Consider the following 26457-nt stretch of genomic DNA (forward strand, 5'->3'; position numbering starts at 1 on the left):
ATTTCATGAAAAATTAGTCAATTAAAATGAAAAAATCGCAAACGAATACTTGGGTAGGAAAAAAGAGCGGGGCTACAGTAATTGAAATTATATTAACTATTATGCTCCTGGTGCTTCTCGTTGCAATTGTTGTATCAATCTACTTACATATTAACTGGAAAAAATCTCCGGAGACCATTAAGGAAAACAAAGATATTTTACGCCTAGAAAATGCTATGAGATTTTATAAGCTGGATAACGGATTTTACCCCTCAAATACCCAGGGGTTAGAGGCTTTGCTTAAAAAACCAGTTACAGAGCCCATTCCTCAACATTGGACAAGGTATCTAAAAAAGATCCCTAAAGATCCTTGGGGGGTTGCTTACCATTATTCGAACCCGGGCCGATTTCATGCTATTGAGATATATAGCTGCGGCCCTACCGGAAAGCAAAACCCCTGGGTCAAATTGAAACATTGGCTAACTTCAAATCCTAAAATTAATTGTAAAAGTTAACTTTATGCTTTTCCCAAAACCTGGTTAATTAGCGAGAGGTAGTGTTCATTATCATCTTCAGAAGTAAAATAATTTTTTATGAATAATACTAACGCCGCTTTTTTTTCTTCTGGTGGATGACCTGATTGTAATTCAATACTTAAGGCAAGTGCCGCATTTAAACTCGCCATATCCTCAATAATTTCCTTCATTTGCAGGCTTTGTTCATCCGCATTGGATGCTTTCATTGTCTTAATTTTTGTAGCTAAATTATCAATACTATTTTTAAATAGCGTTTTATACCTAAAGTCCTGAGGTATTTCTTCCAGCAGTTGCCGTAAATAAGTAATAAAAATTTCATCAACGTTAAATTTATGGATATCTCTTAAGGTTTGCATCCATAAAGTAAAATGCGTTCCTTCCCAATTTTCGCAAACAATGCAGTCTCGCAGTAACCTCGGTAAAGAAGAAAAGCTTTCAATAGTCCCATTTCCCGCCAATATATCGATACAGTGATGAATATTTTCTACAGAACGCTTTGCAGTAAAATATTTATTTAAATTTGCCAAGGTTCTAAGCAATAGTTGTTGGTCTTTTTCTTGTTCTATAGCTGGTTTTCTATCCAATTCATCTTGCCGATACACCATGTTAAAAATACTTGCCAACATGGCGATGTTTTCCGCCTTAATTTGCGCCAATGTTTCCTTAACCAATGGATAATGAATAATAGCCTGCTGAAACGCCTGGCGATTACAAGCATAATAGTAAGCAATTTGATAGGCACGCCTTGCCATTCCCACTACAGAAAAGGCATTAAAAATCCTTGACAGATGCAAAACATTTTCCATAACCAGGTGAATACCCTCTGTCAACTCTCCCATCGGATAGGCTAAGGCACCATCAAAGTCAATTTCGCCAGTCGCCATGGAGCGCGTACCAATCTTTTGCTTTAACCGACGGATCTTATAGTTATTCAGTTGTCCATCAGGAAGGTGGCTAGGGACTAAAAATAAACCAAGACCCTTTGTACCTGATAGCTCTGCGTTATAGCGGGCTGTTAATAAAATTAAATCCGCATTGGCATTCGAACAAAACCATTTCTCGCCTATTATACGCCACTGCTGATATTCATCTTGATACGCCGTAGTAGCATTGGCACCTACATCCGAACCTCCTTGAATTTCTGTTAAAAACTGTGCACCTGTATAGTTATCGCGAAAGGAGGGCTCGGTTAATTTTTTCAAATAGAAAGCTGCTTCTTTAATGTTGGCATGATGATTTAGTAGACGAATGACCCCTGCCGAACAAGCAATAGGGCAGTTGTGACCAGCCTCCCCTGCATGAGAAGATAATAAAAATAAACTGAGAGTCTTTCGCATTTGTCCCGGCTTAAGCAAATAGCGCATTAAACCCGAGCCATAAATAATATCACCTGCGTGTATATAAGAGGGATGATGGATAACACGGTCATCACGCTGTCCTATGGCATTGTAATGGGCAATTTTAGGCAAGTTGGCATCGATGTTATTTTCCATGGCTGTGGGTTCTAATTCAGCAACAACCTGCTGGGCGAATTCCGCTAAATCCTGTAAAAATTCTGGCTCTGCGGCAAAATATGTTTGATAAGTATGCATTAAACTGGAGTTTGCTAATAAAATATTTTCTCGCAGTTGTTTTTGCCAGTTAGAAAAATAGGCTCTGGTTTGTTGATAGGGAGTTAACTCTTTCATCCTTACTCCTGACGTTCATCCTTTATTTTTATAATACAGAATACTTCTTGTCGATGTTAGTTTCTATTTTAAAGTCCAGTTTATTATAAATTTTTTTTTTACCTCTTTTAAAAGTAATTTTTATTCAGATAGAATAATTTTTAAAACTTCATCACCCAAAGGGGTAAACTATGCACCGCATCGTTTGTTTTTCTTTTTTAAGCTTTATTTTTACAAACAGTCTGGCCACTACTTATGGAAAATTAATAATTGATGATCCCGTACAAGGAAGCAGATCGGTTATTTATGAAGAAAAAAATGGTTTTGCTGTGAGTGAGGGAGACATAATTCTGGCTCGTATTGCTGATTTAAAGCGCAAAGGGGCTGTAATTACACTCAAAATAGGGGGTAGTCGTTGGCAACAAGGCATTGTGCCTTTCGAAATAGCTGAAGACTTACCTTTTAAAAATAAACTTGCGGTATTACAAGCAATCAATCACTGGCAGGAAAAAACAAATATTGAATTCATTGAGTTAACCAGTAGAAACCGTTCCCAATACGTTGATTATATTTCCTTCGTACCTGCAGAAGGAACAACCTGTTCTTCGTTTGTGGGTAAAGAGGGCGGGCTGCAGGAAATTATTTTATCCCCAAGGTGCACTACAATGAATACTGTTCATGAAATTGGCCATGCATTGGGTCTTTGGCATGAGCAATCACGTGCTGACCGAGCAAGCTTTATTCGTATCTTATGGGAAAATATTGAAGAAGAACATAAATATAATTTTGATCAGCATCTGACTGATGGGATGGATTTCGGAGCTTATGATTATCAATCCATCATGCATTATGGCCCTTATGCTTTCTCCAAAAATGGCCAGAAAACAATTACCCCTTTAATTGATGGCGTAGAAATTGGCCAACGCAAACAACTAAGCGAAAAAGATATTGCAGCTATCAATACCATGTATCCTGAAGCTTAGTGCGACGTTGTTGTAAAGTAAATAATTTAATCATTGGAATGACCATGCGTTCAAAGGAAAAGGAGTTAATTGATCTAGGGCCTGATTTTTATACGCCCGAAGAGTATCTAGATTGTCTAAAAAAATTATTTCGTGTTAACAAATTGTTGGGAGTTTTTCGCGACACCAAAAAGTTACTAAAAACCTGCTCCAAACAGGCTACTTTGTTAGATATTGGCTGTGGGAATGGATTATTTTTATTAAATTTAAGTCGTCATTTTCCACAAATGCAGATGCTTGGTGTTGATATAAACAAAGAAGCTATTGCCGCTGCTAAAAAAGCACTACATGGTTGGAACAAGAATAATTTAAAGCAGCAGTTGGCTTTTAAGGCGGTGGATTTTAAAACAGTCATTAACACGGGGCATTTTGATATTCTTTTAGCTACCCTATTTTGTCATCATTTAAATGATGAGGAGTTAATAGAGTTTTTACACCACAGCTATCATCATGCAAAAGAAGCGGTTGTTATCCATGATCTCCATCGACATTGGCTTGCTTATGGCCTTTATAAGTTTATAAGTCCCTGGTTATTTCGTAATCGGCTGATAACCCATGATGGATTAATTTCTATAAAACGTGGTTTTACCCGTAGTGAGTGGAAAGTATTTCTGGCAAACGCTGGTGTTTCCAACTACCAACTCAAATGGTGTTGGCCTTTTCGCTGGCAGCTAACTTTAAGAAAGTAATTGCAACTGCCTTTTTTTCCCGCTTAAAGTAGCTCCAAACGTTAATAACTCCGGGAAGCGAGCCACTAATGGAAGTAAGAGTCTCATACTTCGTGGATGATAGGTTAAGTGAGCAAAAAAGGCTGCTGCACGAATACGCAGGGTAAATTGTTGATGCCATTTTTTGCTATAATCGACTCCTCTATTGATTAAATCAGTCCTGCTATTTGCCGGGCCTTTGCTTAAAGTGATTGCCAACAGCCAGGCTGATTGCATTGCCATACTAATGCCTTCGGCAATAATAGGATGAGCTTCTCCGGCGATATTACCCACGTAAAATAAACCATTCCCATAGCAATATCTGATTCCAGGGCGAAGCGGCCCGATGGACAGCCAGTTTTCCTCTTGCTTTGCAGACGCTAATACTTGCTCAGCACCTCTACACGTCAAAAATAGATGCTCCAATAACACCTCACTTGCAGATTGACCAGGATGATTGGCTCTTATTTTTTGTAACATGTCTCGACGAATGCAACAAGAAAGTGACACACGATCATTGTCACTGTGGACTAACCCCCCGTAGCCACCGGGAAAGGAGATTAATGCCATTAAGTCTTCTTCAAGGGTTGTTTCCCGGAAATGCGTTTTAAATGCCAACAAATCCAAATTTTTATGCGGGGTTTGCTGTTTTTTTATAATTGCTTTTTCCCACGAACCCTGAGCGATGACTACAGTACGCGCAGTTAATTCCTGAAGGTCTTTTTTCGTTTCAATCAAACAGACAAAATAATTCTTTTTATCCATTATCTGCTGTGCAGTGCATGGCTGCCAAATAGTAACACCCGCTTTTTTTGCTTCATTAAGAAGAACCGTATCAAGATATTCCCGCCCCAATGCTCTTCCCCATTGACCGCAAGAATGATTTACAGCCGGCATTGTAGCCGTTAAGCTTTTTTCACCACCAAACCAGCCAACACGTTTGATACTAGGACCCGCCTGCTGTTGATAAAAATCCATCAAGCCAAGATTCATTAACAAAGGGAAATTGGTAGCGGATATAAACTCTCCGCAAACTTTTGGTCGTGGGAATGTATTTTTTTCAATTAGGGCAACAGACCAACCCAATCGCGCCAGCAATAAAGCGGCGGTGGCCCCAGCAGGCCCCCCACCAATTATAATTGCGTCAAAATCACAATCCATTGTGATGATCTTATGAATTATTATTAGACATACTAGATATATAGCAAATCGCTAATAATTTTGTTACAAAATTAACACGGTGTTAAAGCGCCTGAATTATCCTCCATGGCACCCTTTTGTGCCTCTGTATGCTTGCTATAAGCACGAAAGATCTCAAAGCCCGCATAAGCAACTGCCAATACGAGAGCAGCTTGCCAACAAACAGCAAAGGTGGCAATTAATAAGGTAGGCATGATGGTATTTTTAGCCAGGGTAAAAACAAAATCATTGCGGGCTGTTTGATAGGCTTTAAATGCCGCTTTTTCACCTTGATTAACAAGTTGAGCGTGTTCGAGCAAAAGGCTTTTTTCTTTATAGGTTTTATAAGCGCCATCCGATAAATACATAGCCACAGCTAATGTACACAGCATATAACAACCAAGAACGGTGACAGCTGGCGTAAAGAGCATCGAAGCTGAAAATCCTGCCATTAGGAGAAACGCAGCAGTGGCGTTAAACCAATAGGTGGCGTCAATCGCTTTCCACGTTAATTCAAGTTGAGCCAATTGTTCTTTGGTAGCGATATAGTGTTTATCAAATTTTTCACGCTCTTCCAGGGAAAGCCCCGTCGTAAGTTTATTAGTCAACCATTCTAATTCAGTAAGATATTGAGAGCGCTTGGTGAGGTATTCTTTTTCCTCCAACTGCCGACGCCATAAAATAAGGCAAACATCAAAAAACATAAATCCAGCAACAACCCAACCAGCGACAGGTGCTGAAATACCAAAAACCTCATTGTAATTCGTTAAGCAATTCACTGTACCCCAAACGATATCATTTAAAAATGTGGCATGGCGCTTGTAGATTTCATTAGTAAAACGCTTTTTCCAATCCAATTGTTTTTCTTGAGGGGTTGGGGCTAAAACATGCTTTAATACCATGCCTGCATTCATGATAAAGCGCACCGCAAAAAAACCCACGCTAAAAAAGCGTAAAATGCCATTAGGTGTTTCCAAAAGATTTATAACACTATCAACATTAATCTCTTTGCCTAAAAGAGCGCCTAACTTCTCCAGCCACTTAAGCTCTCGGGCAAGAAGCAGAGTATCTTTGATTGTTGTACGACAAAAAAACCAATAGATTCGATTTAAATTGGAAATTGCTACGCGGTCTCTTAATTTGGAAAGTTTTCGCGGGGTCTCAAGTAGATCTCTTAAATCTGCAGCAATTTTTTTCCCTAAAGCCTGAAAAAAACTCTCAACCTTTATAACAGCTGGGGGAAGTTTTCCTTGCAAGCATAGTATATTCAACTGCGCCAGCAATTTCTCATATTCTTTTACTTTGGACTCTTGTTCATAAATCACGTAATACTGCTTAAGCAGTATGCAGCAATAGTAGCAATAAAAACGTAACTCATCGCTGTATAGTCCTCGCTGAGTAAGCGTGGTAAAAAGGTTATCGAATTCCTGCTCAATCAGTAAGCGATTGGTTGCTAAAAAACCGTAATTATGATTCTTTGCTTCTTTCTCAGCCAATTGAAGCGTTTCTTGAGATGTAAGAGGAAGTGGTTGCTCTATCGAAGATGAATTAATCGCTGTTGATGCCTCATTTTTTCGTGAAAATAAAGCAAGCTTGGCGTGCTTATCTTTTAAAAAATCCTCATTTCGCTTTTTGTAAGCAGATTCAACCATGATTAATCCATAAAAAATTTGGGCAGAGAGATAAAATTGTAAACTTACCACTCTCGTACTACGCAAACAAGAGGTTTATAGAATTTCTGTCTATCCGTGGTGAAAAAATTTGTCATGCGCAAAAGGATTTACTGGATCTAATACGGGTAGTTAATTTTTGGTTAATCTAAAACCATTATACTTATAAAAGATATCTTTATTTATTTTGGTTAATCATGCCTGGATATAAAATACTTAATAATAAGTTGACTGAGCAACTACTAGCAGACCACTTACAAAAATCGTCTAATCCGCTTGCTCAGTATTTTCCAAAACCATCGATTGAGACAGTTACTCAAGAGGTGTTTAATACATCTGTGGGAAGCGAGGAGCTGTATATCAATCCCTTTAAATACTATACTGATCCAACAAAAAATTTAATCATCATTACAACCCCCATTGCTGCCAATAACTTTGCCGATTTATTGCCTCATTTAGATAAGCTTTTTCCAGGTAAGCAACTCTTGTTAGGACTGGATGGTCGGGGAGCAACTGAGCAACATATTGTTACTACTTATATTAGCGCAGATAAAAAGACCGTTGACATTTTTGATCCCAAAGCAAGTAATGCGATACGATTTTTTTCTGGCAAAGGCGGAACAGGTACCCTTCTTTTGGGATTGTTACGAGCATTAAATCCTTTTCCTAAAAGCACCCTTACTTTCGGAGAAGTTACCGCAAATTATTATGCCCTGGGCACTCAGTCATTTTTTGATGGAGTGTCCTGTGGCTATCATAATGTAGCAGCTATATTGGCATGCAAAGAATTGTTAGAGGATGGAGCCATTACCCGCGACAATTTACTTGCCAAAATAAAAAATCCAGTTAGCGAAGCTACTCAACTTCTTAAGGAAAAAGCACCAAAAAAAGTAGATAGTAATTTTGCAAGCTTTGTAAAAAAAGCATGGCAAGATACCATGATGCCTGTTGCAAATAAGGAACAGCGTCAGCTACTTAAATTCCAGAACTATTTTCTTGGCTGGCCTTATCAGGGAACTACTAACCAGAAAATCATTTATTTTGTTACCCTGCGCTTTCTTTTTCAACCTATTATTAATTTAATAAGAAGACCTATTGAATTTAGTTTTAATCTTTTGTCAGAAACTGCTAACTTTTTAAAAAATACTCTAATTAATTGGGCACCAACCCATTTATCCACTCAATATTTGCGCAGTGGTTTAATGCTTCTTACCTATGCTGCTCAAGGTTTATTCAAGGGAGCTTACCTCCTTTTGCGAACTTTTACATCGCCCATGGTTAATTTTGAATTATTACAAGCAAGAAAAAATCCACAGGCTGCTAGGGAAGCTCATCCAATAATTACGGAGTCAACCGTTTCAGCGCCTCTTCACTCTTCTGACAACGTATTATCTGATGGTAGCAATGTAGTAGCCTTGTTCAAGGAAAAAGGGGTAAGCACTGCGCCTAACAACAGTTTAAGTACAAACGATTTCGAAGATGTAATTGGAGATGGATTCACTGCGATCGATCATCCAAAACCGGTATTACCAGGCAGGTCTCGAGATAGCCAGTTTGGGGCAACGGATAATCTAACAGAGAAAAAAGGTAGCGCTAATTTGGAAGGCACAGTCTCCAAACCAAAAAACGTCTAAGATTGTTACTAGGTTATCCGTTATTTGCCTATACAAAAACTGGAAAAAATTCTTCCTAACAGATCGTCTGAAGTAAATTCTCCGGTAATTTCACATAAAGCTTGATGGGCAAGTCGCAAATCTTCCGCCAAAAGCTCACCCGCCTTATGACTGGAAAGTTGTTTTTCTCCTGCTAATAATAATTCGTTGGCTTTATCAAGCGCTTGGAGGTGACGGCGTCTTGCCAAAAATTGGCCTTCCGTAGGTTGGTAGCCCACCACCTCTTTAATTTTTTCCTTAAGTAAGTCAATACCATCACCGGTTTTTGCCGATAAATAAACTGCATTAGTTTCATTTTTAGGAAATAGATTTACTGCATCAATTTTATTGAATACCTGAATTACAGGTACCCCTGCAGGTAAGGTTTCGCGTATGGCATCACTTAAATCTAAACTTGCATTTTGCTGTTTAATATCAATAACCATGAGCACACAATCAGCGCGGCTGACTTCTTGCCAAGCACGTTTAATCCCTTCTTTTTCAACCAAATCATCGCTCTCTCGAAGACCTGCAGTATCAACCAAATGAAGAGGTATATCATCGAGCAAAATATTTTCGCGCATGACGTCGCGGGTAGTACCTGCGACATCGGTGACAATAGCCACATCACGACCAGCTAAACAATTAATGAGGGTGGATTTTCCAGCATTAGGACGACCGGCTATGACAATTGCCAACCCTTCCCGTAAAAGCGCACCTTGAGAGGCACTGGCGCGAATTGCAGTCAACTTTTCTATGATGGCAGTTAACATAGCAGACACTCTGCCATCACTGAGAAAATCTATTTCTTCTTCCGGAAAATCAATGGCGGCTTCAACAAATAAACGCAAATGGATAATCTCTTCATTAAGTTCATGAATGGTTTTAGAAAAATCACCCTGTAATGAACGAATAGCCAAGCGGGCAGCAGTTTGGGAACTTGCCTGAATTAAATCGGCTATAGCCTCTGCTTGGGTTAAATCAATTTTGTCATTGAGAAATGCACGTTCAGAAAACTCGCCAGGACGAGCAAGTCTTGCGCCCATCATAACGCACTCACCCAGAACATTATCCAAGACTAATGGAGAACCATGGACCTGAAACTCCACGACATCCTCTCCAGTAAAAGAGTGAGGCGCTTTAAAAAAAATAACTAACCCTGTATCAATAATTTCGTTATTTCTGTTCTTTAAAGAGCAATAATTAACTATTCGAGGTGTTAATGACTGATAATTGCTTAGCTTTAAAGCAATTTCATATGCAAGAGGCCCAGAAAGACGAGCAATCCCTACTCCACCACGACCCGGTGGAGTAGCGATCGCTACAATTGTATCATTTTGCATTATTTTGCAGGTATTACAGTTTGTTTAGGTTTATCATCATACTTACGAGTAATATACCACTGTTGTAAAATTGACAAGGTATTATTCACTATCCAGTATAGCACCAAACCCGCCGGGAAATTCCAGAATAACCCTGTGAACAATATTGGCAAAAACATCATTAACTTCGCCTGCATTGGATCAGGAGGCGCTGGATTTAATTTCTGCTGAATCAACATGGTAGCACCCATAATGATAGGTAATACATGGTAAGGATCGGCAGCGGCTAAATCTTTTATCCAAAAGATAAAAGGGGCTTGTCTTAATTCAACACTTTCCAGTAGTACCCAGTAAAGCGCAATAAAAACAGGGATTTGAATAAGGATTGGTAAACAACCGCCTAACGGGTTTACTTTTTCCTGGCGATATAGCTCCATGGTCGCCTGGCTCATTTTAGCCTTGTCATCCCCATAACGCTCACGTAGAGCTTGAAGCTTAGGTTGCAATTTACGCATACCAGCCATCGATTTATAACTACTGGCGGACAATCGATAAAATGCAAGCTTAATGAGTACCGTAACTAAAACAATTGACCATCCCCAATTACCAACCAGAGAATAGATAGCTTTCATTACTGAAAAAAGAAGCGAAGAAAGGAACCATAGCCACCCGTAATCAACGGTTAAATCCAAACCTGGCGCAATATTTTTTAATACTTCCGTACTTTCTGGTCCTACATAAAGCTTTGAGCTTATTTCCTTTTGCATTCCAGGTGCAATGGTAATAGGCTGACTAACTGCACCAATGGTGTAATCATTGTTTACTGCGCGCGTATAAAACATATTGCTACTGTCAGCATTTGGTATCCAGGCACTTAAGAAATAATGCTGTTGCATGGCTATCCAGCCGCCCTTAGCATTTACATCCAAATTGGATTTAGCCATATTTGGGAAAGTTACTTTTTGATAACGATGCTGGCCAGGATTTGAATAGGATGCACCAGTGTATGAACCAATATGGAATATACTGGACTTATCCTCTTGCGGTGATGTACGCAGCAATTGCGTATTTAGATAACCTTGCCAAGGAGCAGTTCCTTGATTATCAATTAAGTATCTAACCTCAATAAGATAACTACCACGGGTAAAAATAAATTGTTTTTTTACCGTAAGGCCGTCTGGTGTTCTACCATTAAGAGTAACAGTCAGCGTATTTTCCCCTTTTTCCAATTCGTATTTTTGCTTTGCACTGGAAAAATCAAAATTAAGACTTTTAACTTCTTGACCCTGTGTTATAAACAGGCTGCTGTTTGCAACGTATTGTTGATTGGCTTGATTTTGTAAGATAGTAATAGGTTTATCTTTTTCCTCAATACTTACTGGATATTCCAGCAATTGAGCATTTACTACATCACCATGAGTTAAATCAATACGCAGATTTAAAACATCTGTTTTTACCTGAATGGCCTCGGCTGAAGCTTTACCCGCTTGATCTTCTTTAATGGCAGCTTGTGGCGTTGGTGCTGCATCACTTGTCATTGTAGGTAACAAACTGTCGCTCTTAGCAGGTAAAGGCACAACCTCCGCACTTTGTTGAGCCGGCGCAGGAGGTGGATAATCTTTTTGCCAGTTCATCCACAGGGAGTAAACAACCAGCGCTAAGGCTGCATACAAAACTACACGTCGTATATCCATCAGGGTTTCTCTTCGTTAGGTAGTACAGGATCATAACCTCCAGCAGCCCATGGATGACAGCGCAACAATCGACGACAAGTCAACCAAATGCCTCTAACAACACCAAAGTGTTGAATAGCCATAAGAGCATACTGGGAACAACTAGGGTAATAGCGACAACAAGGTTTCATGACAGGGCGCAACAACAATTGATACAACACTATAGGTAAGCAAATCAAGTAGCGGATAAAGCGATTAATTTGTCCCATGTTTTACCTAATTTGGCATTTAATGTTTTATTTTCTGCGTTTGCAACGCCAGGTCTTGCTAATACAACCACATCTATTGCAGGCAACTGTTTTACACGGAACGTTTCTCGCAACAAGCGTTTCAGGCGATTTCGGTCATGCGCTTTTGAAATTATTTTTTTTGATAATGCTAACCCTAGCCTGGCATACCCCAGAGAGTTATTACGGTATAGAAAAATAAACTCTGAGGTCACCACTTTTTTTGCCTGAGCAAACACGTAATCGTAATCACTTTTTTTAAGTAACCGCCGTGTTTTATCAAAACAATTCACTTAAGCAGATAAACGTTTACGTCCTTTAGCACGACGACGCTTTAATATCAAACGACCACCACGGGTTGACATACGTTGACGAAAACCATGATCGCGTTTGCGTTTTAAATTACTGGGCTGGAATGTGCGTTTCATGATGAACCTGTTGTTAATTAAATTTTTAAGGTTGGCAATGATAGAAAACTTTACACCGGCTGTCAAACGCTGGAGTTAAGTTATGTTAATTAACTTTACGCAGGAAATCATTTTTCATCTCGTCGTTGCGCATATCGGAACAGATGTTTATTCAAGAGCATCCTGCACTTGCTTCGCTAGTGCGCCTAAAGACGTAATTTCATTTTTTTCCTGTGCAGGGAAGCTAATTTAAAGGTCGTGCATAATAATTATAAAATAAATTTTTAGAATTTGTTTTTTATTATTAGCTCGCCAACAACTGTTAGTAGTTTAAATTAACATTTATTAATCAAATGGTTACTTATTTTTATTGTTGTGATTAGTCGGTTCGATTTCTTGGTATGCTTTTTGAATTACTTTATAAAACCAGGTTGATTTTTAAATTTATAGGCATTTATTCCCATCTAAATAAAAGGGTTTTCCACAAGTACACTTATTAAATATGGTAGACCTGGGAAATGAATTTGATCAGAACTTTAAGTAGGGCACCAATAAAAATAAAATAAATAGATAATTTTCTTATTCTTATTATAAGCATCCTAATTACTGTGGTTATTTAACATAAATAAAATAAAATCAAGTGGTTATGTCTTATGTAGGCTGTTAATAAACTGCTTTTTTATTCTTAATGGCATGGTTAAAACATTCATTATTTTAAGTACTGACTGAGATTTGCTCATGTTTATCCCAGGATTTTCTTTAACTTATCCCCGGTTTAGCTCTGAGCAAATAAAAACATGTTTATATGGGTATTTAATTCTGCATTAAAGCTATAACTTATAAATTTTTTTAGAGATTCCCCAATAGATTGATTGAGTTTGCGAGGGAACGACATTTGGATTCAGATGAGGCAAGGCTTTGCTCTTCAATAGCGCCTTTTTCGGTGTTGTTCATGGATATTCATAAAAGTTAAGAGTTGAAATGACTTTTTGAAATAAGTTAGTATCAAAAACATTTTGTATACGAAATATTTCAATAAAAAATTTATTCCTGTATTAAATTGTATCTAACTATTTCATCTGCTAATAGGAGGAAGGAATAAAAAAATAACCTTCGAGGCTAGGAACAACAAGCAATTCCTGGTTAATAAAAGGTAGGAGAATAATATGTCCAATACTTCAGTTTCTGAGTCAACAGAAAATAGTGAGACGCTTTTTAAAAGTAACGGCTTGTTAACATTGGGGGTCGAGTTAGAACTTCAATTAATTAATGCGGAAACCTATAATTTATGTTCCCGGGCCGAGGAAATCCTTGAAGCCACCATTCATTTACAGAAAGTTAAACCGGAATTTTATTTAAGTACAATAGAGGTTAATACGGATATATGTAATGATGTGCAGCAAGCCGAAAGGGATCTATTTCTGACGTTGTCCGAGTTGCAGTCTTCAACGAAAGAGTTAGGTATTTTATTTTCAACTACCGGTACACACCCTTTTTCCAAGTATTCTGATTGGGTAATTTCACCTACAGCCCGCTATCAGGATTTAATCGATAGAAACCAATGGCTAACTCGCCGGATGAGTGTATATGGTTTACATGTCCATTTGGGGATGTCAAGTGGGGAGGAGTGTATTCGCTATAACAATTTTTTTATGTACTTCTTACCTCACTTACTTGCATTATCTTCCAGTTCACCTTTTTGGCAAGGAATTGATACAGGGCTTGCTGCTTGTCGTCCTACTACTTATGAATCCTTACCTACAGCTGGTCAACCTTATAATGTCTGCTCCTGGCAGGATTTTGAGCAGTTATATAAAACATTAAAAGCGTGTGGCTCCATTAAATCCCTTAAGGATTTATGGTGGGATTTACGCCCCAGTCCTCAGTTTGGGACTTTGGAAATTCGAGTTTGTGATGGTACTGCAACACTTGCAGAAACCATGGCTTTGGTTGCTCTGATACACACACTTGCTCATTGGTTTAAAGACAATGGTAGTTGGTTGGAGTCAGTTGCTTATCCACCCTTTTGGCTTTCTCGTGAAAATAAATGGCGTGCCATTCGCTATGGCTTGGATGCGGAATTACTAATGAACCCTGAAGGAAAAACAAAATTCATGCGAGAAGACATTGACGAATGGCTTGAAAAATTAACGCCTTATATTGAGGAGCTTAATTATCATGTTTACTTCGCTACGTTAAAAGCAATGATGACGTCAGGGACTAGTTCTGAGCGTCAACGCAAAGTGTTTAATCTCCGCTCCTCTTTTGAAGATGTTGTGAAGCACAATGTGAGTGAATTTTTATTGCAAGTTCCTTTGTATGACTTCAACAAATCAGTTTTTAATGATTTACTTGGCTTTCAATAAAATGTGGGTTATTTCCAATTTTTTATGGATATTCCATTTTAAACTGTGGATAACTCTGTTTTTTTCCACAGGGCTTAGTATAATCTCTTATTTGTCTACAATGCTTTTTAAAGGATATTGACTGCCTGTTTGCTGTAAGATGGTGAATAGGATAGCAAGGAGTAGCAAGGAATTCCCCATGGCAAATGATTTCTCTTGCTGCCTGGGTTGATTCAATGGCAATATTATTGATGCATTGTCTGAGTTTAGCCTTATAGATCACGAGGAGTATCTGTGTCTGCGAATCTTTGGCAGAAATGCTTAAGTTTTTTAAAAGAGGAATACCCTCCCCAACAATTCAATACATGGTTGCGTCCCTTGCAGGCTGAATTTCATGATGCTAATTTAGTTTTGCTAGCGCCAAATCGATTTGTTGTGGATTGGGTAAAAAAGAATTTTTATTCCAGAATAAAGGAATTGGTAAGTCAATTTGGTGGTGGCCTTATTTCATCGGTTAGTATTGAAATTGGTTCTAAAGCAGTTTCCACCGCCCCTATTGAACAGCAACCTGCAAAGATACAAGCAACTAGCAAGGTAGTAGCGAAGAAAGCAGCTGATTATAAAAATAGTTATCTTAACAAGAAGTTTCTTTTTGATAGTTTCGTGGAAGGAAATTCTAACCAGCTTGCCAGGGCTGCTTCATTGCAAGTTGCTGAGCGACCTGGTGAAGCTTATAATCCTCTTTTTATCTATGGTGGTGTTGGTTTGGGTAAAACCCACTTAATGCATGCTATTGGTAATACCATATTAAAAAACAACCCCGAAGCAAAAGTTCTTTATCTTCATTCTGAACGATTTGTTGCTGATATGGTGAAGGCTTTACAAACAAATTCAATTAATGAGTTTAAAAGATTCTATCGTTCTTTAAACGCTTTATTGATTGATGATATCCAGTTTTTTGCTGGAAAGGATCGCTCTCAGGAGGAATTTTTCCATACTTTCAATGCCTTACTCGAAGGCCAGCAGCAGATTATCCTTACAAGTGATCGTTACCCTAAAGAAATTGAGGGCATGGAGGAGCGTCTTAAGTCGCGTTTCGGCTGGGGGCTTACTGTCGCTGTGGAACCTCCTGAACTAGAAACACGCGTTGCAATTTTAATGAGCAAGGCGGAGCAATCTAATATTGAACTTCCTTATGAGGTTGCCTTTTTTATTGCCAAAAGGATTCGTTCCAATGTACGTGAGTTAGAGGGGGCATTGCGACGGGTAATTGCAAACGCTCATTTCACAGGCAAACCTATTACAATTGATTTTGTCCATGAGGCTTTACGTGACCTTCTGGCTTTACAAGATAAATTAGTAACCATAGAGAATATTCAAAAAACAGTTGCTGAATACTATAAGGTTAAGGTTGCTGATTTACTATCAAAGCGACGTAGTCGCTCGATAGCCCGCCCTCGACAAATGGCTATGGCATTAGCTAAAGAGTTGACCAATCACAGTTTACCGGAAATTGGTGATCATTTCGGTGGGCGTGATCATACAACTGTCATTCATGCCTGTCGTAAAGTAAAAGAGCTGGTGCAGGATGAGAATGATTTCGCTGAAGATTATAAAAATTTAATGCGCACTTTAACGTCTTAATTTGGATAAGCTATGTTTGACTTGACACTCGCCAAAGACCAACTCCTCACACCCTTATTAACTGTAGCTGGGGCCGTTGATAAAAAGCAATCATTGGCTATTTTATCAAATATTCTACTTTGTCTTGAGGATAATCAGTTATTGCTTACCGCTACTGACTTAGAGATGGAAATTACTGCCCGTATTACTTGTGATGCCAGTCATTCTGCCGGCAAAATAACGGTGCCTGCTAAAAAATTTATTGATATTATTCGCTCCCTTGATGACGATGCTACACCTACCATCACGTTAAGTGCGAATACAGTGGTTATTGGTGCTGGACGTAGTAAATTTAAATTAGCCACTCTGCCGGCAGAAGATTTTCCTGCGAGTGAAGATGAATTAAGCGAAGTGGAATTTACAATTGCCAGGACAGAACTTATTCATTTGTTGCAATCGACTCATTTTGCCATGTCTCAACATGATGTTCGTGTTTTTTTAAATGGCTTATTATTTGAATTAGATGGACAAGTCTTTACTGCAGTGGCTACCGATGGTCATCGCATGGCAGTGTGTAAATTGAATTCAGGGTTGGTTAATTCCCATCATCGTTTTCTCATTCCTAGAAAGGGCGTGCAGGAAATGTTGAGGTTATTAAGCAATATTGATGACGAGCAAATAGTTGTTTTTGCAGGCAAGGGTCACTTTAAACTTTCGACACAAAAATATACTTTTCAGTCTAAATTAATTGAAGCCCGTTTCCCACCCTACACGAAGGCCATTCCTAAGCAGCAAGATAAATTTGTTCTCATTGATCGTGACTTACTCAAACGCGCCCTAGCACGCATTGTTATTCTCGCTCATGAGAAATCCCGTGCTGTCATTTTACATATGCAACCTGGCTCACTTACTTTAATTGCTAATAACCAGGAGCAAGAAGAGGCAACAGAAGGCCTCGAAGCCCACACGGATGGCAACGAAATAAAAATTGGTATTAATGCCAGTTATTTGTTGGACGTATTAAACTTTCTTAGCGAAGGGTTAATACGTTTATCCATGTCTACTACTGATAGTAGTATTTTGGTTGAATCAGTTCAAGATGAGCATTATCAATATATTATTATGCCAATGAAATTATGAGCCTAGCTCAATTACAAATTCATCATCTCCGTAATATTAAGTCTGCCCGTTTAGATTTCCATCCACACATTAATCTTTTCTCTGGTGTTAATGGTAGCGGTAAGACTTCTGTGTTAGAGGCAATTTATTTACTAGGGAGTGGTCATTCCTTTCGAACGCGGGAAATATTACCCCTGATCAGTCAAGGCGAAGAAACGATGACCGTTTTTTCTCGCACGCTTGATGAGCAGAGTATTAGTATTCAAAAATCTGTCCATTCCCCTACTCTCGTACGCATCAATAAATTGACATGTCAAAGTAGTAGTGAGCTTGCTCATTTTCTACCGTGTCAGGTATTTTATCAGGATATTTTTCAAATAATTGATGCTGGTCCCGCCATTCGCCGAACCGTGTTGGATTGGGGGTTGTTTCACGTGAAACAGGATTACCATTTTTTGTGGAAAGACTATAAAAGAGCGTTGAAACAACGCAATTATCTTTTAAAACAAAAGGCGTCCCCTAAAGATCTTGAACCATGGAATAGTATCCTTGATGAACTTGCTTCTCGGTTACATCAAGCGAGAGAACAGTATTTCTTACAATTACGCCCTGAATTTGAAAAAACTCTCATGCAACTTAGTAATTTTCATTGTTCACTCAATTACTATAAAGGCTGGGACAAGCGGGATAATGGAAAATCACTTGCAACAATTCTCGCAGAAAGTTACCAAAAGGATATACTTCGTCAATTTACCCATTATGGACCCCATCAGGCGGATTTATTCGTGGCGAGTGAAGATTTCACGGCCAAACAATATTTATCACGTGGGCAACAAAAAATTTTGCTGTTCGCTTTAAAACTTGCCCAAGCCAATTTAACACCCAAGTCATGTATTTATTTGTGCGATGATTTGGCTTCAGAACTTGATAAGGGACATGTTGAACGTTTATTACATTTTTTTCTTACAGTAAACGGCCAGTTTTTTATTACTTCTACGCAACCTCTTGATGATTATTTCCAAACTTCAAAAGATATAAAATTATTTTCAGTGCTGGAAGGTAAGGTTACTGAATGATAAATGTTTCACGTGAAACATCCTTTTCTTACACAAGTAAAATTAGTTTCGCAAAGACATCGAGAGTTGCGCTCACTTCACAAAACCACTGGGTGTATTCTTAACCTCCTAAAATCTTTCAAATTGCATTTTGATCGTAATAACCCACATAAATTCTTTCCTTTTTGTTAAGGAAAATCAGGGCTTAAATTTTTACAATCCTGTAAAAAAGTCCGGGCTGTGGTACAATAAGTGATTTAGTACCTATATAGTCAAAGAGGACTCTTATGAGCGTTGACGCCAGTTATGATTCGTCGAATATTAAAGTATTGAAGGGATTGGATGCGGTAAGAAAACGTCCGGGAATGTATATTGGAGATACTGACGATGGGACTGGTTTGCATCATATGGTATTTGAAGTAGTCGACAATTCCATCGACGAAGCATTGGCAGGATATTGCACCGAAATTCAAGTCACCATTCATGGTGATGAGTCAATTACTGTTAAAGACGATGGTAGGGGTATCCCTGTAGATATCCATAAGGAAGAAGGTCGTTCGGCAGCTGAAGTGATTATGACGGTCTTGCATGCTGGTGGTAAATTTGATGACAATTCTTACAAAGTATCGGGTGGCTTACATGGTGTAGGGGTTTCAGTTGTGAATGCCCTTTCTGAAGAACTCCATCTGTTAATTCGTCGCAATGGCAAGGTGTATGAACAGCATTATCGAAATGGGGTTCCAGACGCTCCATTAGCCGTAACAGGGGATGCAACCTCGACAGGAACACAAGTTTGGTTCAAGCCAAGTGCTAATACCTTTACCAACATTGAATTTCATTACGATATTTTAGCAAAACGTCTAAGGGAACTTTCTTTTCTCAATTCAGGTGTATGTATTCATCTTTATGATGAAAGAACACAAAAGCGCGATACTTTTCGCTATGAAGGGGGTATCCAGGCTTTTGTAGAACATTTAAATCGCAATAAAACCCCCATAATGCCTTTAGTATTTACCCTGACTGGTGAGAAGGAAAACATAAGTGTTGAACTAGCCATGCAATGGAATGACTCATTCCAGGAAACCATTTTTTGTTTTACCAACAATATTCCCCAACGCGATGGAGGAACTCATTTAGCCGGATTTAGAGCTGCGCTTACTCGAACCTTGAATACTTACATTGAGAATGAAGGATTTGCCAAAAAGGCCAAAATCGTAACGACAGGCGATGATGCAAGAGAGGGTTTAACTGCCGTTTTATCCGTTAAAGTACCGGATCCAAAATTTTCATCACAGACTAAAGACAAACTGGTTTCTTCTGAAGTCAAGGCAGCTGTTGAATCCCTGGTAGCTGAAAAATTGAATGATTTTCTTTTAGAGAATCCTGCTATTGCCAAATCGATTGTTGGTAAAATCATTGATGCCGCACGTGCACGGGAGGCTGCACGCCGTGCTCGAGAAATGACACGCCGTAAAGGGGCATTAGATATTGCCGGTTTGCCTGGTAAGTTGGCGGATTGTCAAGAAAAAGATCCTGCGCATTCTGAACTTTACATCGTTGAGGGAGATTCAGCAGGTGGCTCTGCGAAACAGGGGCGTGACCGACGCTTCCAAGCTATTCTGCCTCTTAAAGGTAAGATCCTTAATGTTGAAAAGGCGCGCTTTGATAAAATGCTTTCCTCACAAGAAGTCGCTACTTTAATCACGGCTCTTGGATGCGGTATTGGGCCTGATGAATATGATCCTGATAAAATTCGTTATCATCGCATTATTATTATGACAGATGCGGATGTCGATGGTTCGCATATTCGTACCTTATTGTTGACCTTTTTCTATCGACAAGCACCTGAACTCATTGAGCGCGGATATATTTATATTGCACAGCCTCCCTTGTATAAAGTAAAACGAGGTAAACAAGAGCAATATGTAAAAGATGACGAAGCGTTATACGAATACTTAACCCAAGCAGCATTAGATGGCGCTGAATTTTATCCAGGTAACGGATTACCGGCCATAGCCCCCATTGCTTTGGAAGATTTAGTATTAAAATATCGACGGGTTGAAAAAATATTAAAACGGCATGCGAGACGTTATAACACGGATATTTTGCGGCGTATGATATATTTACCTATGCTCCATAATGATGATTTTAATCATTACGACAAAATTAATGCTTGGGCAAACCAACTTCATTTAAGCCTGCAGCAACTTGAGAGTAAAACACAACAATACAAAGTGAATGTCATTCATCATCAAGAGACTGATCATTATTTACCGCAAGTAATTATTACCCAGCATGGAATGGAAGCCCCAATTCTATTGAATGCCGAGTTTTTCTTTTCTAAAGATTATAGGGAGCTAACTAGTCTCGGCTCTAAATTAGCTACTCTGGTAGAGGAGGGCGCTGTTATAAAACGCGGTGAGAGAAATCAGGAGGTAGAGTCTTTTGAACAAGCCCTTACTTGGTTAATGGAAGAAGCGAAGCGTGGTCAGTCAATTCAACGTTATAAAGGCCTTGGAGAGATGAACCCTGAACAGCTTTGGGAAACAACCATGGATCCTGAAGTAAGACGTATGCTTCAGGTTAGTATTGAAGATGCTGTGGCTGCAGATGAAATCTTCACTACTTTAATGGGTGATCAAGTTGAACCAAGACGTGAGTTTATCGAAACGAATGCGCTGGAAGCTGAAAACATTGATATTTAACAACAAATTGTTCTAAGAAGCCACCGAGTTAATCTTTGTAATCAAACCTTTCTTTACTCCTTCAAGCATACTTGCTTGAAGGAGTGTCTTAAAAGCACAATTTACGATATTGAACGTATTCAATTAAAAAGCATGATTAGATATCTATAGATTATCGCTATGTTCAAATTATAAATTCAATAAGGTAATCAACATTGAAAATAACTTCATTGTTTATATCAAGATAAATAAATTTTCAATTCGAATAAATTTAATACTTTCTTAATAAAATATATTTACAATAAGTGATTTTAAGGCTGATTGTACATATAAAATGAAAATATATAAAACATTATCGCAAGCGGCTTCTGCATTTAAACGTAGGCCAAGAGAAGTATTTGCTATCTTAAGTTTAAACGGCAACGCTTATTTTGTTTTTCGCAGCAATCCTAGTGCAGAGATGGCCACAAAAATTCAAGCATTTAATAAAATGAAAGTGCACAATGAATTAGTTGGAGAAGGTGATAAAGGGGGCATTGATCAAGGGAGGATAGAAAGACTTTTTAAATTCATGGTTAGCGCAGGCGTCCCATCTTTATTTCCGGAAAGAGGTCAACATGCAGAAGAGAATCTAATCAGAAATTTTTCCAGAAGTGTTGAAAAATATAAAGCAGCATTTCCAAGGCAAAAGATTCAAACTATCGATGTATTTTTAAGCCATTCACCCTGTCAAGAAAAAGGAGTCCACAATGCTAGCAGCCAATGCACCATCAATGGTTTTTTCCTTCCAATAGGTTGTGATCAAAAACTAACGACATTTTTTAAATCCAAGCACTATCAATCAGTCGATAAAAATAGTTTTAGTGATAAAACTAAAGTGCGAGTACGCTATAATTTTACCTTTGATGCTTCTGTTAATAATGAGAATGATCTTGTCAGTGAAGCCGATCCTGAACTTAAGTTTGCATTAAATAAATACATGGAAAATAAATAATATGCGTGGGAAAGATCAAATTGATGTGGTCATTGCCAACAGAACTCACCCAACAGATTTTGTAGGTAAAATTAAAAGCCGCATCCTTGCGGCAAAGCACATCCATTGTGCTGGTCCCTTAGTTTGACTTCCTGTCAGACAATCCTTGTCATCCTTTATGTATTCAGTATATATCCTTTGTACAAACTGTCATGAAGGAATTCGATGTATACAGTGTAAGAAATATCTCAAAGATGCAGAAGCATTCTCTTAGAATGCTAGCATCTAGTACAAAATGCGCACGCCCATAAGGCGTGCGCAAAGATTAATTATAAATATTGTTAGTAGTTAGTGTTTGGGTTGCCTGTTTTTCTTGAGATGTGGAAGGTGTAAACAAACTATTCCGCCCAGGGGCAGATAAAGATTTTTCTTCGATAATAGCCCCGAATTGAATTTCCTTATTATCCGTTTTAGCTAATGTGACAGAAAATATTTCATGAAGCTGCCTGGCAATTTTTGAGTGCTGTTCTTGTGGCGCAGAAGCGGCTAGCTTTTCAGAAAACGCTTTTCTATCGGGGATTAAATGATCAACTAAATCGGCGAACTCATGAAATAAGGAGACATCAAATTCAGGATTGCTAAAAACCAGATGTGGTGTGTCACCATGCAGCTTAGTAATTAATCGATTCAAAATACAGGCACGTTCCACTGCGCCCGCAAATTTTTCAGGACAAAGTGTGCGATGAACCATTGCATTTAATTTGCTGAAACCATCCGTTGGACATTGCAGGATAATTGTGGTTACTAGAGCGGTTCGTTGTTTAACACTGAGTTGTTGAATAGCTTCTGAACTTTCGTTTAATGACGTCCCGTTATCTTTAGTAATCAGTAACTCATAAGGATTTTCCATTGAAACTAATTCTTGCAGTGAGTATTTCATGTTAATCTCCATATTAATTGCCTGTGGTTGAATAGCCAATTGCCGTTTTCCCCAGCTCTCTCTGGTGGTTTCCACTGTTTAAATGCCTTGCTCCTTTGAATAAACAGCTTGTAAAGAGTGTGGAATAGTATGCTAGCCCTTGACAATAGACCGGGTGGTCAATAATTTTTGATACAGGCCCTTCTATAGTAACGAAATCGAATAGGATGCAACAACCTGATTTTTAATACCTCTGCACGGAGCAGTTTAGCCTATTTAAAAAAATGATGGCGAGAGTGGTCATGATTGCAAGCGCGAAACGGAATAGGTAATTAAATACTTTAAAAGCGGAAAAATATTTTTTAAGAACACTTAAGTTTTTTTTTTTACAGACGACAACATTCGTGAGTGGTTGCCTGAATACAATAATAATAAGGAGTGGGCAATGTCAAAAAATCATCTCTTGCAAGACCCTTTCTTAAACGAATTGAGGAAGGAGAAAATTCCTGTCTCTGTGTTTCTAGTGAATGGAATAAAATTACATGGCATAGTGGATTCTTTCGATCAGTACGTGGTGATGTTAAAGAACTCCGTTACGCAAATGGTTTACAAGCATGCAATTTCCACTGTTGTACCTTCACGCTTGGTTAAAATACCCGCTGGTGATGAAGAAGGAAATGTGGCAGACTAGCTGTTTTAATTTTAAGCGGACATTAAGCCTTGTTTGAACGACCACAAGGAGGAGAACGTGCCATCCTGGTACAATTGGCACTACCCGGCATAGATACTGCAAGAGCGATGGCTGAGTTTAAAGAGTTGGCAGTATCGGCACAAGCGGAAGTTATGGCTTGCGTAGAAGGTGCACGTTCTACTCCTGAAGCAAAATATTATGTTGGATTAGGGAAAGCAGAAGAAATTAAACACCAAGTACTGGCTCATCAAGCAGAGCTGGTGCTAGTCAATCACGAGCTTTCTCCCTCTCAGGAACGAAATCTGGAACGACTATTAGAATGTCGCGTTGTGGATCGCAGTGGTTTGATTCTTGATATTTTTGCCCAACGAGCTCGCACTTTCGAAGGAAAGTTACAAGTAGAGCTTGCGCAGTTGCAGCATTTATCGACCCGCCTGGTTCGCGGATGGACCCACCTTGAAAGGCAAAAAGGGGGAATTGGCTTGCGGGGGCCTGGAGAAACCCAGTTAGAAACAGATAGACGGTTGTTACGTGAGCGGATTAAATCCATTAATAAGCGGCTGGAAAAAGTAAGACGCAGTCGAGATCAGAATCGTCGTGCCCGTCAAAAAGCAGCATTGCCGACAGTATCTTTAGTGGGATACACAAACGCTGGGAAATCAACGCTTTTTAATGCCTTAACCGGAGAAAGTATTTACGCAGCCAATCAATTATTTGCGACACTTGATCCGACGATGCGTAAAGTGGAGCTACCCGGCGCAGCTTCGATAATTTTAACCGATACGGTTGGTTTTATCCGTGACCTCCCTCACCAATTGATAGAAGCTTTCCGAGCGACCCTTGAAGAGACGCAGGAAGCAGATTTATTACTGCATGTTATTGATGTTTCCGATCCGCATTGGCGGGATAGTGTGTTTGCTGTAGAACAAGTATTAGATGAGCTTGGTGTTAAAGATATTCCTATGCTCCAAATTTTTAACAAAATAGATCAACAAGGGAATTGGGAAGCTAAAATTGACCAGCAAGAAGAAGGAATTAAAGTGTGGATTTCTGCAAAAACCGGTGCAGGATTAAATCTGTTGCGGCAAGCCATTGCAGTCCAACTTCAAGGCGCGATTATCGAGGAAGAAGTTTTATTAGCCCCTGCAGAAGCCAAGCTGAGAGCTGCGCTTTATGAAATAGATGCGGTTATCGATGAGAAAGAGGAAAGAGAAGGCGGATGGCGTTTAAAAATTAAACTGACGAAAGAGCAAAAACAACGTCTATGGAAAGACTCTTTATAGGACGGTCTTCTTTTGCGTCTAATTAAGGAGCATCCCTCTAAAAGCTTTTGCGAACAACTAGGGTTATCAGGTTGAGGGATGCGTGTTTGTAATTGATTTTCAAAACTATCCTGTGTCACTTTTTCAATAATCATTCTAATTCTCATTTAGTTAAAACACATAAGGGATAATCTTATAAGGCACTAGTTGACAGTAAGTTTGCCAATAAGCACCGTATTTTTTAGCACACCGTTTATCATCTCTAAAAGCACGATCGATCAGTAAAACGGATAAAAAGCAGACGTAGAAATAAGGTGCGAAATGAGTAAACAAAGCAGGAACTGACCAGAAAAACGCCGCCGCAATTTCTGGTAAATAGTGGAAGTGCCGTGAAACGCCCCACCAACCAGAACTTAGGAGGATATTTTGTTTCTGCTCCCCTGTTTCCGTGTAATAGCTAGCCATCACAATACGTGGAGACCTTCCCCAGACCTTACAATTTCCCGCCGTGGTGCGTACCCGTTGTCGTTGTCTGTCGGCAAGATAATTTATTAAAATGCTTCCTGCTCCTGCAATAAAAATACCGCCAGCGAACCAGTAGGGGAGCGAATGAGGATGCATCACCAGATACATGGTGGGTGAGGTATAAATACAAGGTACCCACACAAGGCAACCCCAGCAAATATAAAAACCTGCTCTATCATGCATAATATCAAGGGAGCCAAGATAACCAGTTTCCCAAATGAAAAATTTGGTGATGTAAATAAATTGCAAAGCAACGGCAACTACCATGGCATTGGTTAAGCCGAAAAGAACATGCTGTTTGGCTGCATAGGAAAGTAAAATTAAACCCCAACTCATCATACCTAAACGGCAATTGATAAACATTTTAAGATTAATTCCAAACAAGGAGGGGTAAAGCTCAGTTCCCCAATAATAATCAAAAATGACATTGCCACTTGTGCCTGAATCTGTTGATGAGGGAGCAAATCGACCTTTTATATAAAGGAAAGCACAAAGAACCAAGCTGAAGCAATTTAATGCTCCAACAATCGCTCCAAAATTGTCATAGATAATCGTTGCTGAAAAAAGCTGTAAATAAAAACTACCAAAGCAAAAACAAAAAACAGTAATTAAAAAAACAGTAAAACCATTGGCCTTGTAAATGGGAATGTTGCCTTTAGGGGTCACTGGTCCATAAAAGGTTTTCCCTTTCACGAGTTTGGTTAATAAAAACTCAAAAATAATAAAGGAAAAAATAAGTATCCAGGCAGTAGAGGAGCCAAAAAAGACAGGACGCCAGATAGTATAAACGGTATGAAAAAAGCCCTCATTCAAGATGATTTGCCAGAGTAAATGCAGAGAGCCTTGTAGCGCTGTGTTGGTATACCACATGAGTATGGCAAAAGGAGGGCAACCTAAAATTAAAAATAATGGCCCCAGTGTGCCGCGAATAAATTTCATCCCTGATCCTTAAAATAATTGCACCACGCTTATCCATGCATGCTAAAAAAAGTAAAAAAATGGTATCTTTTTGAAGCTATGAGATCAATAGCTGTATATTTGCGTTTAAACTCAACGTATTTTAAATTTGCTAAAAGGACTGTGTGACAATATAAAGAAAGAATTACTTTCCTTTGTAAGCAATTACATTTATTGTTTGACCCATTAATAATTGCTTGTCC

General features: G+C 38.8%; 23 protein-coding genes. 13 read left to right on the forward strand and 10 right to left on the reverse strand.

Annotated features, from left to right (window positions below; translation table 11 throughout):
• The first annotated feature begins 26 nt into the window (after positions 1-26).
• Positions 27-494, forward strand: a complete 468-nt coding sequence (gene gspG / locus Ljam_RS09525; RefSeq protein ID WP_058449802.1) for a type II secretion system major pseudopilin GspG — start codon at positions 27-29, stop codon at positions 492-494.
• A gap of 2 nt (positions 495-496) precedes the next feature.
• On the opposite strand, the gene Ljam_RS09530 is transcribed toward gspG, so the two are convergent.
• On the reverse strand, positions 497-2203 hold the full coding sequence (locus Ljam_RS09530) for an acyl-CoA dehydrogenase family protein (RefSeq protein ID WP_058449803.1): 1707 nt from the start codon (positions 2201-2203) through the stop codon (positions 497-499).
• A gap of 170 nt (positions 2204-2373) precedes the next feature.
• Here Ljam_RS09530 and legP point away from each other — a divergent pair, with 170 nt between their 5' ends.
• The gene (gene legP / locus Ljam_RS09535) at positions 2374-3165 is read left to right on the forward strand and encodes a Dot/Icm T4SS effector Zinc-dependent metalloprotease LegP (protein ID WP_058449804.1); all 792 of its coding nucleotides are present in this window, start codon (positions 2374-2376) and stop codon (positions 3163-3165) included.
• 44 nt (positions 3166-3209) lie between these two features.
• Complete coding sequence (locus tag Ljam_RS09540; RefSeq protein WP_058449805.1) at positions 3210-3893, forward strand: methyltransferase; 684 nt, start codon at positions 3210-3212, stop codon at positions 3891-3893.
• Here the strand turns inward: Ljam_RS09540 and Ljam_RS09545 are convergent.
• Together Ljam_RS09545 and Ljam_RS09550 are read right to left on the reverse strand one after the other, a co-directional pair.
• Positions 3882-5072: an NAD(P)/FAD-dependent oxidoreductase gene (locus Ljam_RS09545; protein WP_058449806.1), complete on the reverse strand. Its 1191-nt coding sequence runs from the start codon at positions 5070-5072 to the stop codon at positions 3882-3884. The genes Ljam_RS09540 and Ljam_RS09545 overlap by 12 nt on opposite strands.
• Positions 5073-5143: 71 nt before the next feature.
• Positions 5144-6742, reverse strand: a complete 1599-nt coding sequence (locus Ljam_RS09550) for a hypothetical protein (RefSeq protein ID WP_058449807.1) — start codon at positions 6740-6742, stop codon at positions 5144-5146.
• Positions 6743-6957: 215 nt separating this feature from the next.
• Here Ljam_RS09550 and Ljam_RS09555 point away from each other — a divergent pair, with 215 nt between their 5' ends.
• Positions 6958-8394, forward strand: a complete 1437-nt coding sequence (locus Ljam_RS09555; RefSeq protein ID WP_058449808.1) for a hypothetical protein — start codon at positions 6958-6960, stop codon at positions 8392-8394.
• A 20-nt stretch (positions 8395-8414) separates the two neighbouring features.
• On the opposite strand, the gene mnmE is transcribed toward Ljam_RS09555, so the two are convergent.
• From mnmE to rpmH, 5 genes are read right to left on the reverse strand one after another with little or no spacing between them, the layout of a single operon-like run.
• Positions 8415-9755 carry a tRNA uridine-5-carboxymethylaminomethyl(34) synthesis GTPase MnmE gene (gene mnmE, locus Ljam_RS09560; protein ID WP_058449809.1) on the reverse strand — a complete coding sequence of 447 codons (1341 nt, stop codon included), beginning with the start codon at positions 9753-9755 and terminating at the stop codon, positions 8415-8417.
• Positions 9755-11428 carry a membrane protein insertase YidC gene (gene yidC / locus Ljam_RS09565; protein WP_058449810.1) on the reverse strand — a complete coding sequence of 558 codons (1674 nt, stop codon included), beginning with the start codon at positions 11426-11428 and terminating at the stop codon, positions 9755-9757. Before yidC ends, mnmE begins: the two co-directional genes overlap by 1 nt.
• Positions 11428-11676: a membrane protein insertion efficiency factor YidD gene (gene yidD, locus Ljam_RS14960; protein WP_074881645.1), complete on the reverse strand. Its 249-nt coding sequence runs from the start codon at positions 11674-11676 to the stop codon at positions 11428-11430. Before yidD ends, yidC begins: the two co-directional genes overlap by 1 nt.
• Positions 11643-11987 carry a ribonuclease P protein component gene (gene rnpA, locus Ljam_RS09570; protein ID WP_058449811.1) on the reverse strand — a complete coding sequence of 115 codons (345 nt, stop codon included), beginning with the start codon at positions 11985-11987 and terminating at the stop codon, positions 11643-11645. Before rnpA ends, yidD begins: the two co-directional genes overlap by 34 nt.
• The gene (rpmH, locus tag Ljam_RS09575; RefSeq protein WP_058449812.1) at positions 11988-12122 is read right to left on the reverse strand and encodes a 50S ribosomal protein L34; all 135 of its coding nucleotides are present in this window, start codon (positions 12120-12122) and stop codon (positions 11988-11990) included.
• A 1145-nt stretch (positions 12123-13267) separates the two neighbouring features.
• Here rpmH and Ljam_RS09580 point away from each other — a divergent pair.
• From Ljam_RS09580 to Ljam_RS15600, 7 genes are all read left to right on the forward strand, one after another.
• On the forward strand, positions 13268-14467 hold the full coding sequence (locus tag Ljam_RS09580) for a carboxylate-amine ligase (RefSeq protein WP_058449813.1): 1200 nt from the start codon (positions 13268-13270) through the stop codon (positions 14465-14467).
• A 273-nt stretch (positions 14468-14740) separates the two neighbouring features.
• On the forward strand, positions 14741-16090 hold the full coding sequence (dnaA, locus tag Ljam_RS09585; RefSeq protein WP_058449814.1) for a chromosomal replication initiator protein DnaA: 1350 nt from the start codon (positions 14741-14743) through the stop codon (positions 16088-16090).
• A 12-nt stretch (positions 16091-16102) separates the two neighbouring features.
• Positions 16103-17209, forward strand: a complete 1107-nt coding sequence (dnaN, locus tag Ljam_RS09590; protein ID WP_058449815.1) for a DNA polymerase III subunit beta — start codon at positions 16103-16105, stop codon at positions 17207-17209.
• Positions 17206-18264, forward strand: a complete 1059-nt coding sequence (gene recF, locus Ljam_RS09595) for a DNA replication/repair protein RecF (RefSeq protein WP_058449816.1) — start codon at positions 17206-17208, stop codon at positions 18262-18264. Before dnaN ends, recF begins: the two co-directional genes overlap by 4 nt.
• A gap of 266 nt (positions 18265-18530) precedes the next feature.
• Positions 18531-20948 carry a DNA topoisomerase (ATP-hydrolyzing) subunit B gene (gene gyrB, locus Ljam_RS09600; protein WP_058449817.1) on the forward strand — a complete coding sequence of 806 codons (2418 nt, stop codon included), beginning with the start codon at positions 18531-18533 and terminating at the stop codon, positions 20946-20948.
• Positions 20949-21261: 313 nt separating this feature from the next.
• Positions 21262-21921, forward strand: coding sequence for a hypothetical protein (locus Ljam_RS09605; protein WP_058449818.1), 660 nt, complete (start codon positions 21262-21264; stop codon positions 21919-21921).
• Position 21922: 1 nt separating this feature from the next.
• Complete coding sequence (locus Ljam_RS15600) at positions 21923-22048, forward strand: hypothetical protein (RefSeq protein ID WP_255305090.1); 126 nt, start codon at positions 21923-21925, stop codon at positions 22046-22048.
• A 177-nt stretch (positions 22049-22225) separates the two neighbouring features.
• On the opposite strand, the gene Ljam_RS09610 is transcribed toward Ljam_RS15600, so the two are convergent.
• Positions 22226-22840, reverse strand: a complete 615-nt coding sequence (locus tag Ljam_RS09610; RefSeq protein WP_131762233.1) for a hypothetical protein — start codon at positions 22838-22840, stop codon at positions 22226-22228.
• A gap of 424 nt (positions 22841-23264) precedes the next feature.
• Between Ljam_RS09610 and hfq the strand changes: the two genes are divergently transcribed.
• On the forward strand, positions 23265-23510 hold the full coding sequence (gene hfq, locus Ljam_RS09615; protein WP_058449820.1) for an RNA chaperone Hfq: 246 nt from the start codon (positions 23265-23267) through the stop codon (positions 23508-23510).
• Positions 23511-23539: 29 nt separating this feature from the next.
• Positions 23540-24793, forward strand: a complete 1254-nt coding sequence (gene hflX / locus Ljam_RS09620) for a ribosome rescue GTPase HflX (protein WP_058449821.1) — start codon at positions 23540-23542, stop codon at positions 24791-24793.
• Positions 24794-24943: 150 nt separating this feature from the next.
• Here the strand turns inward: hflX and Ljam_RS09625 are convergent, their stop codons facing one another.
• Complete coding sequence (locus tag Ljam_RS09625) at positions 24944-26236, reverse strand: phosphatidylethanolamine N-methyltransferase family domain-containing protein (protein WP_058449822.1); 1293 nt, start codon at positions 26234-26236, stop codon at positions 24944-24946.
• Between the last annotated feature and the right edge of the window lie 221 nt (positions 26237-26457).

The organism is Legionella jamestowniensis, assembly GCF_001467745.1.
Classification (GTDB): domain Bacteria; phylum Pseudomonadota; class Gammaproteobacteria; order Legionellales; family Legionellaceae; genus Tatlockia; species Tatlockia jamestowniensis.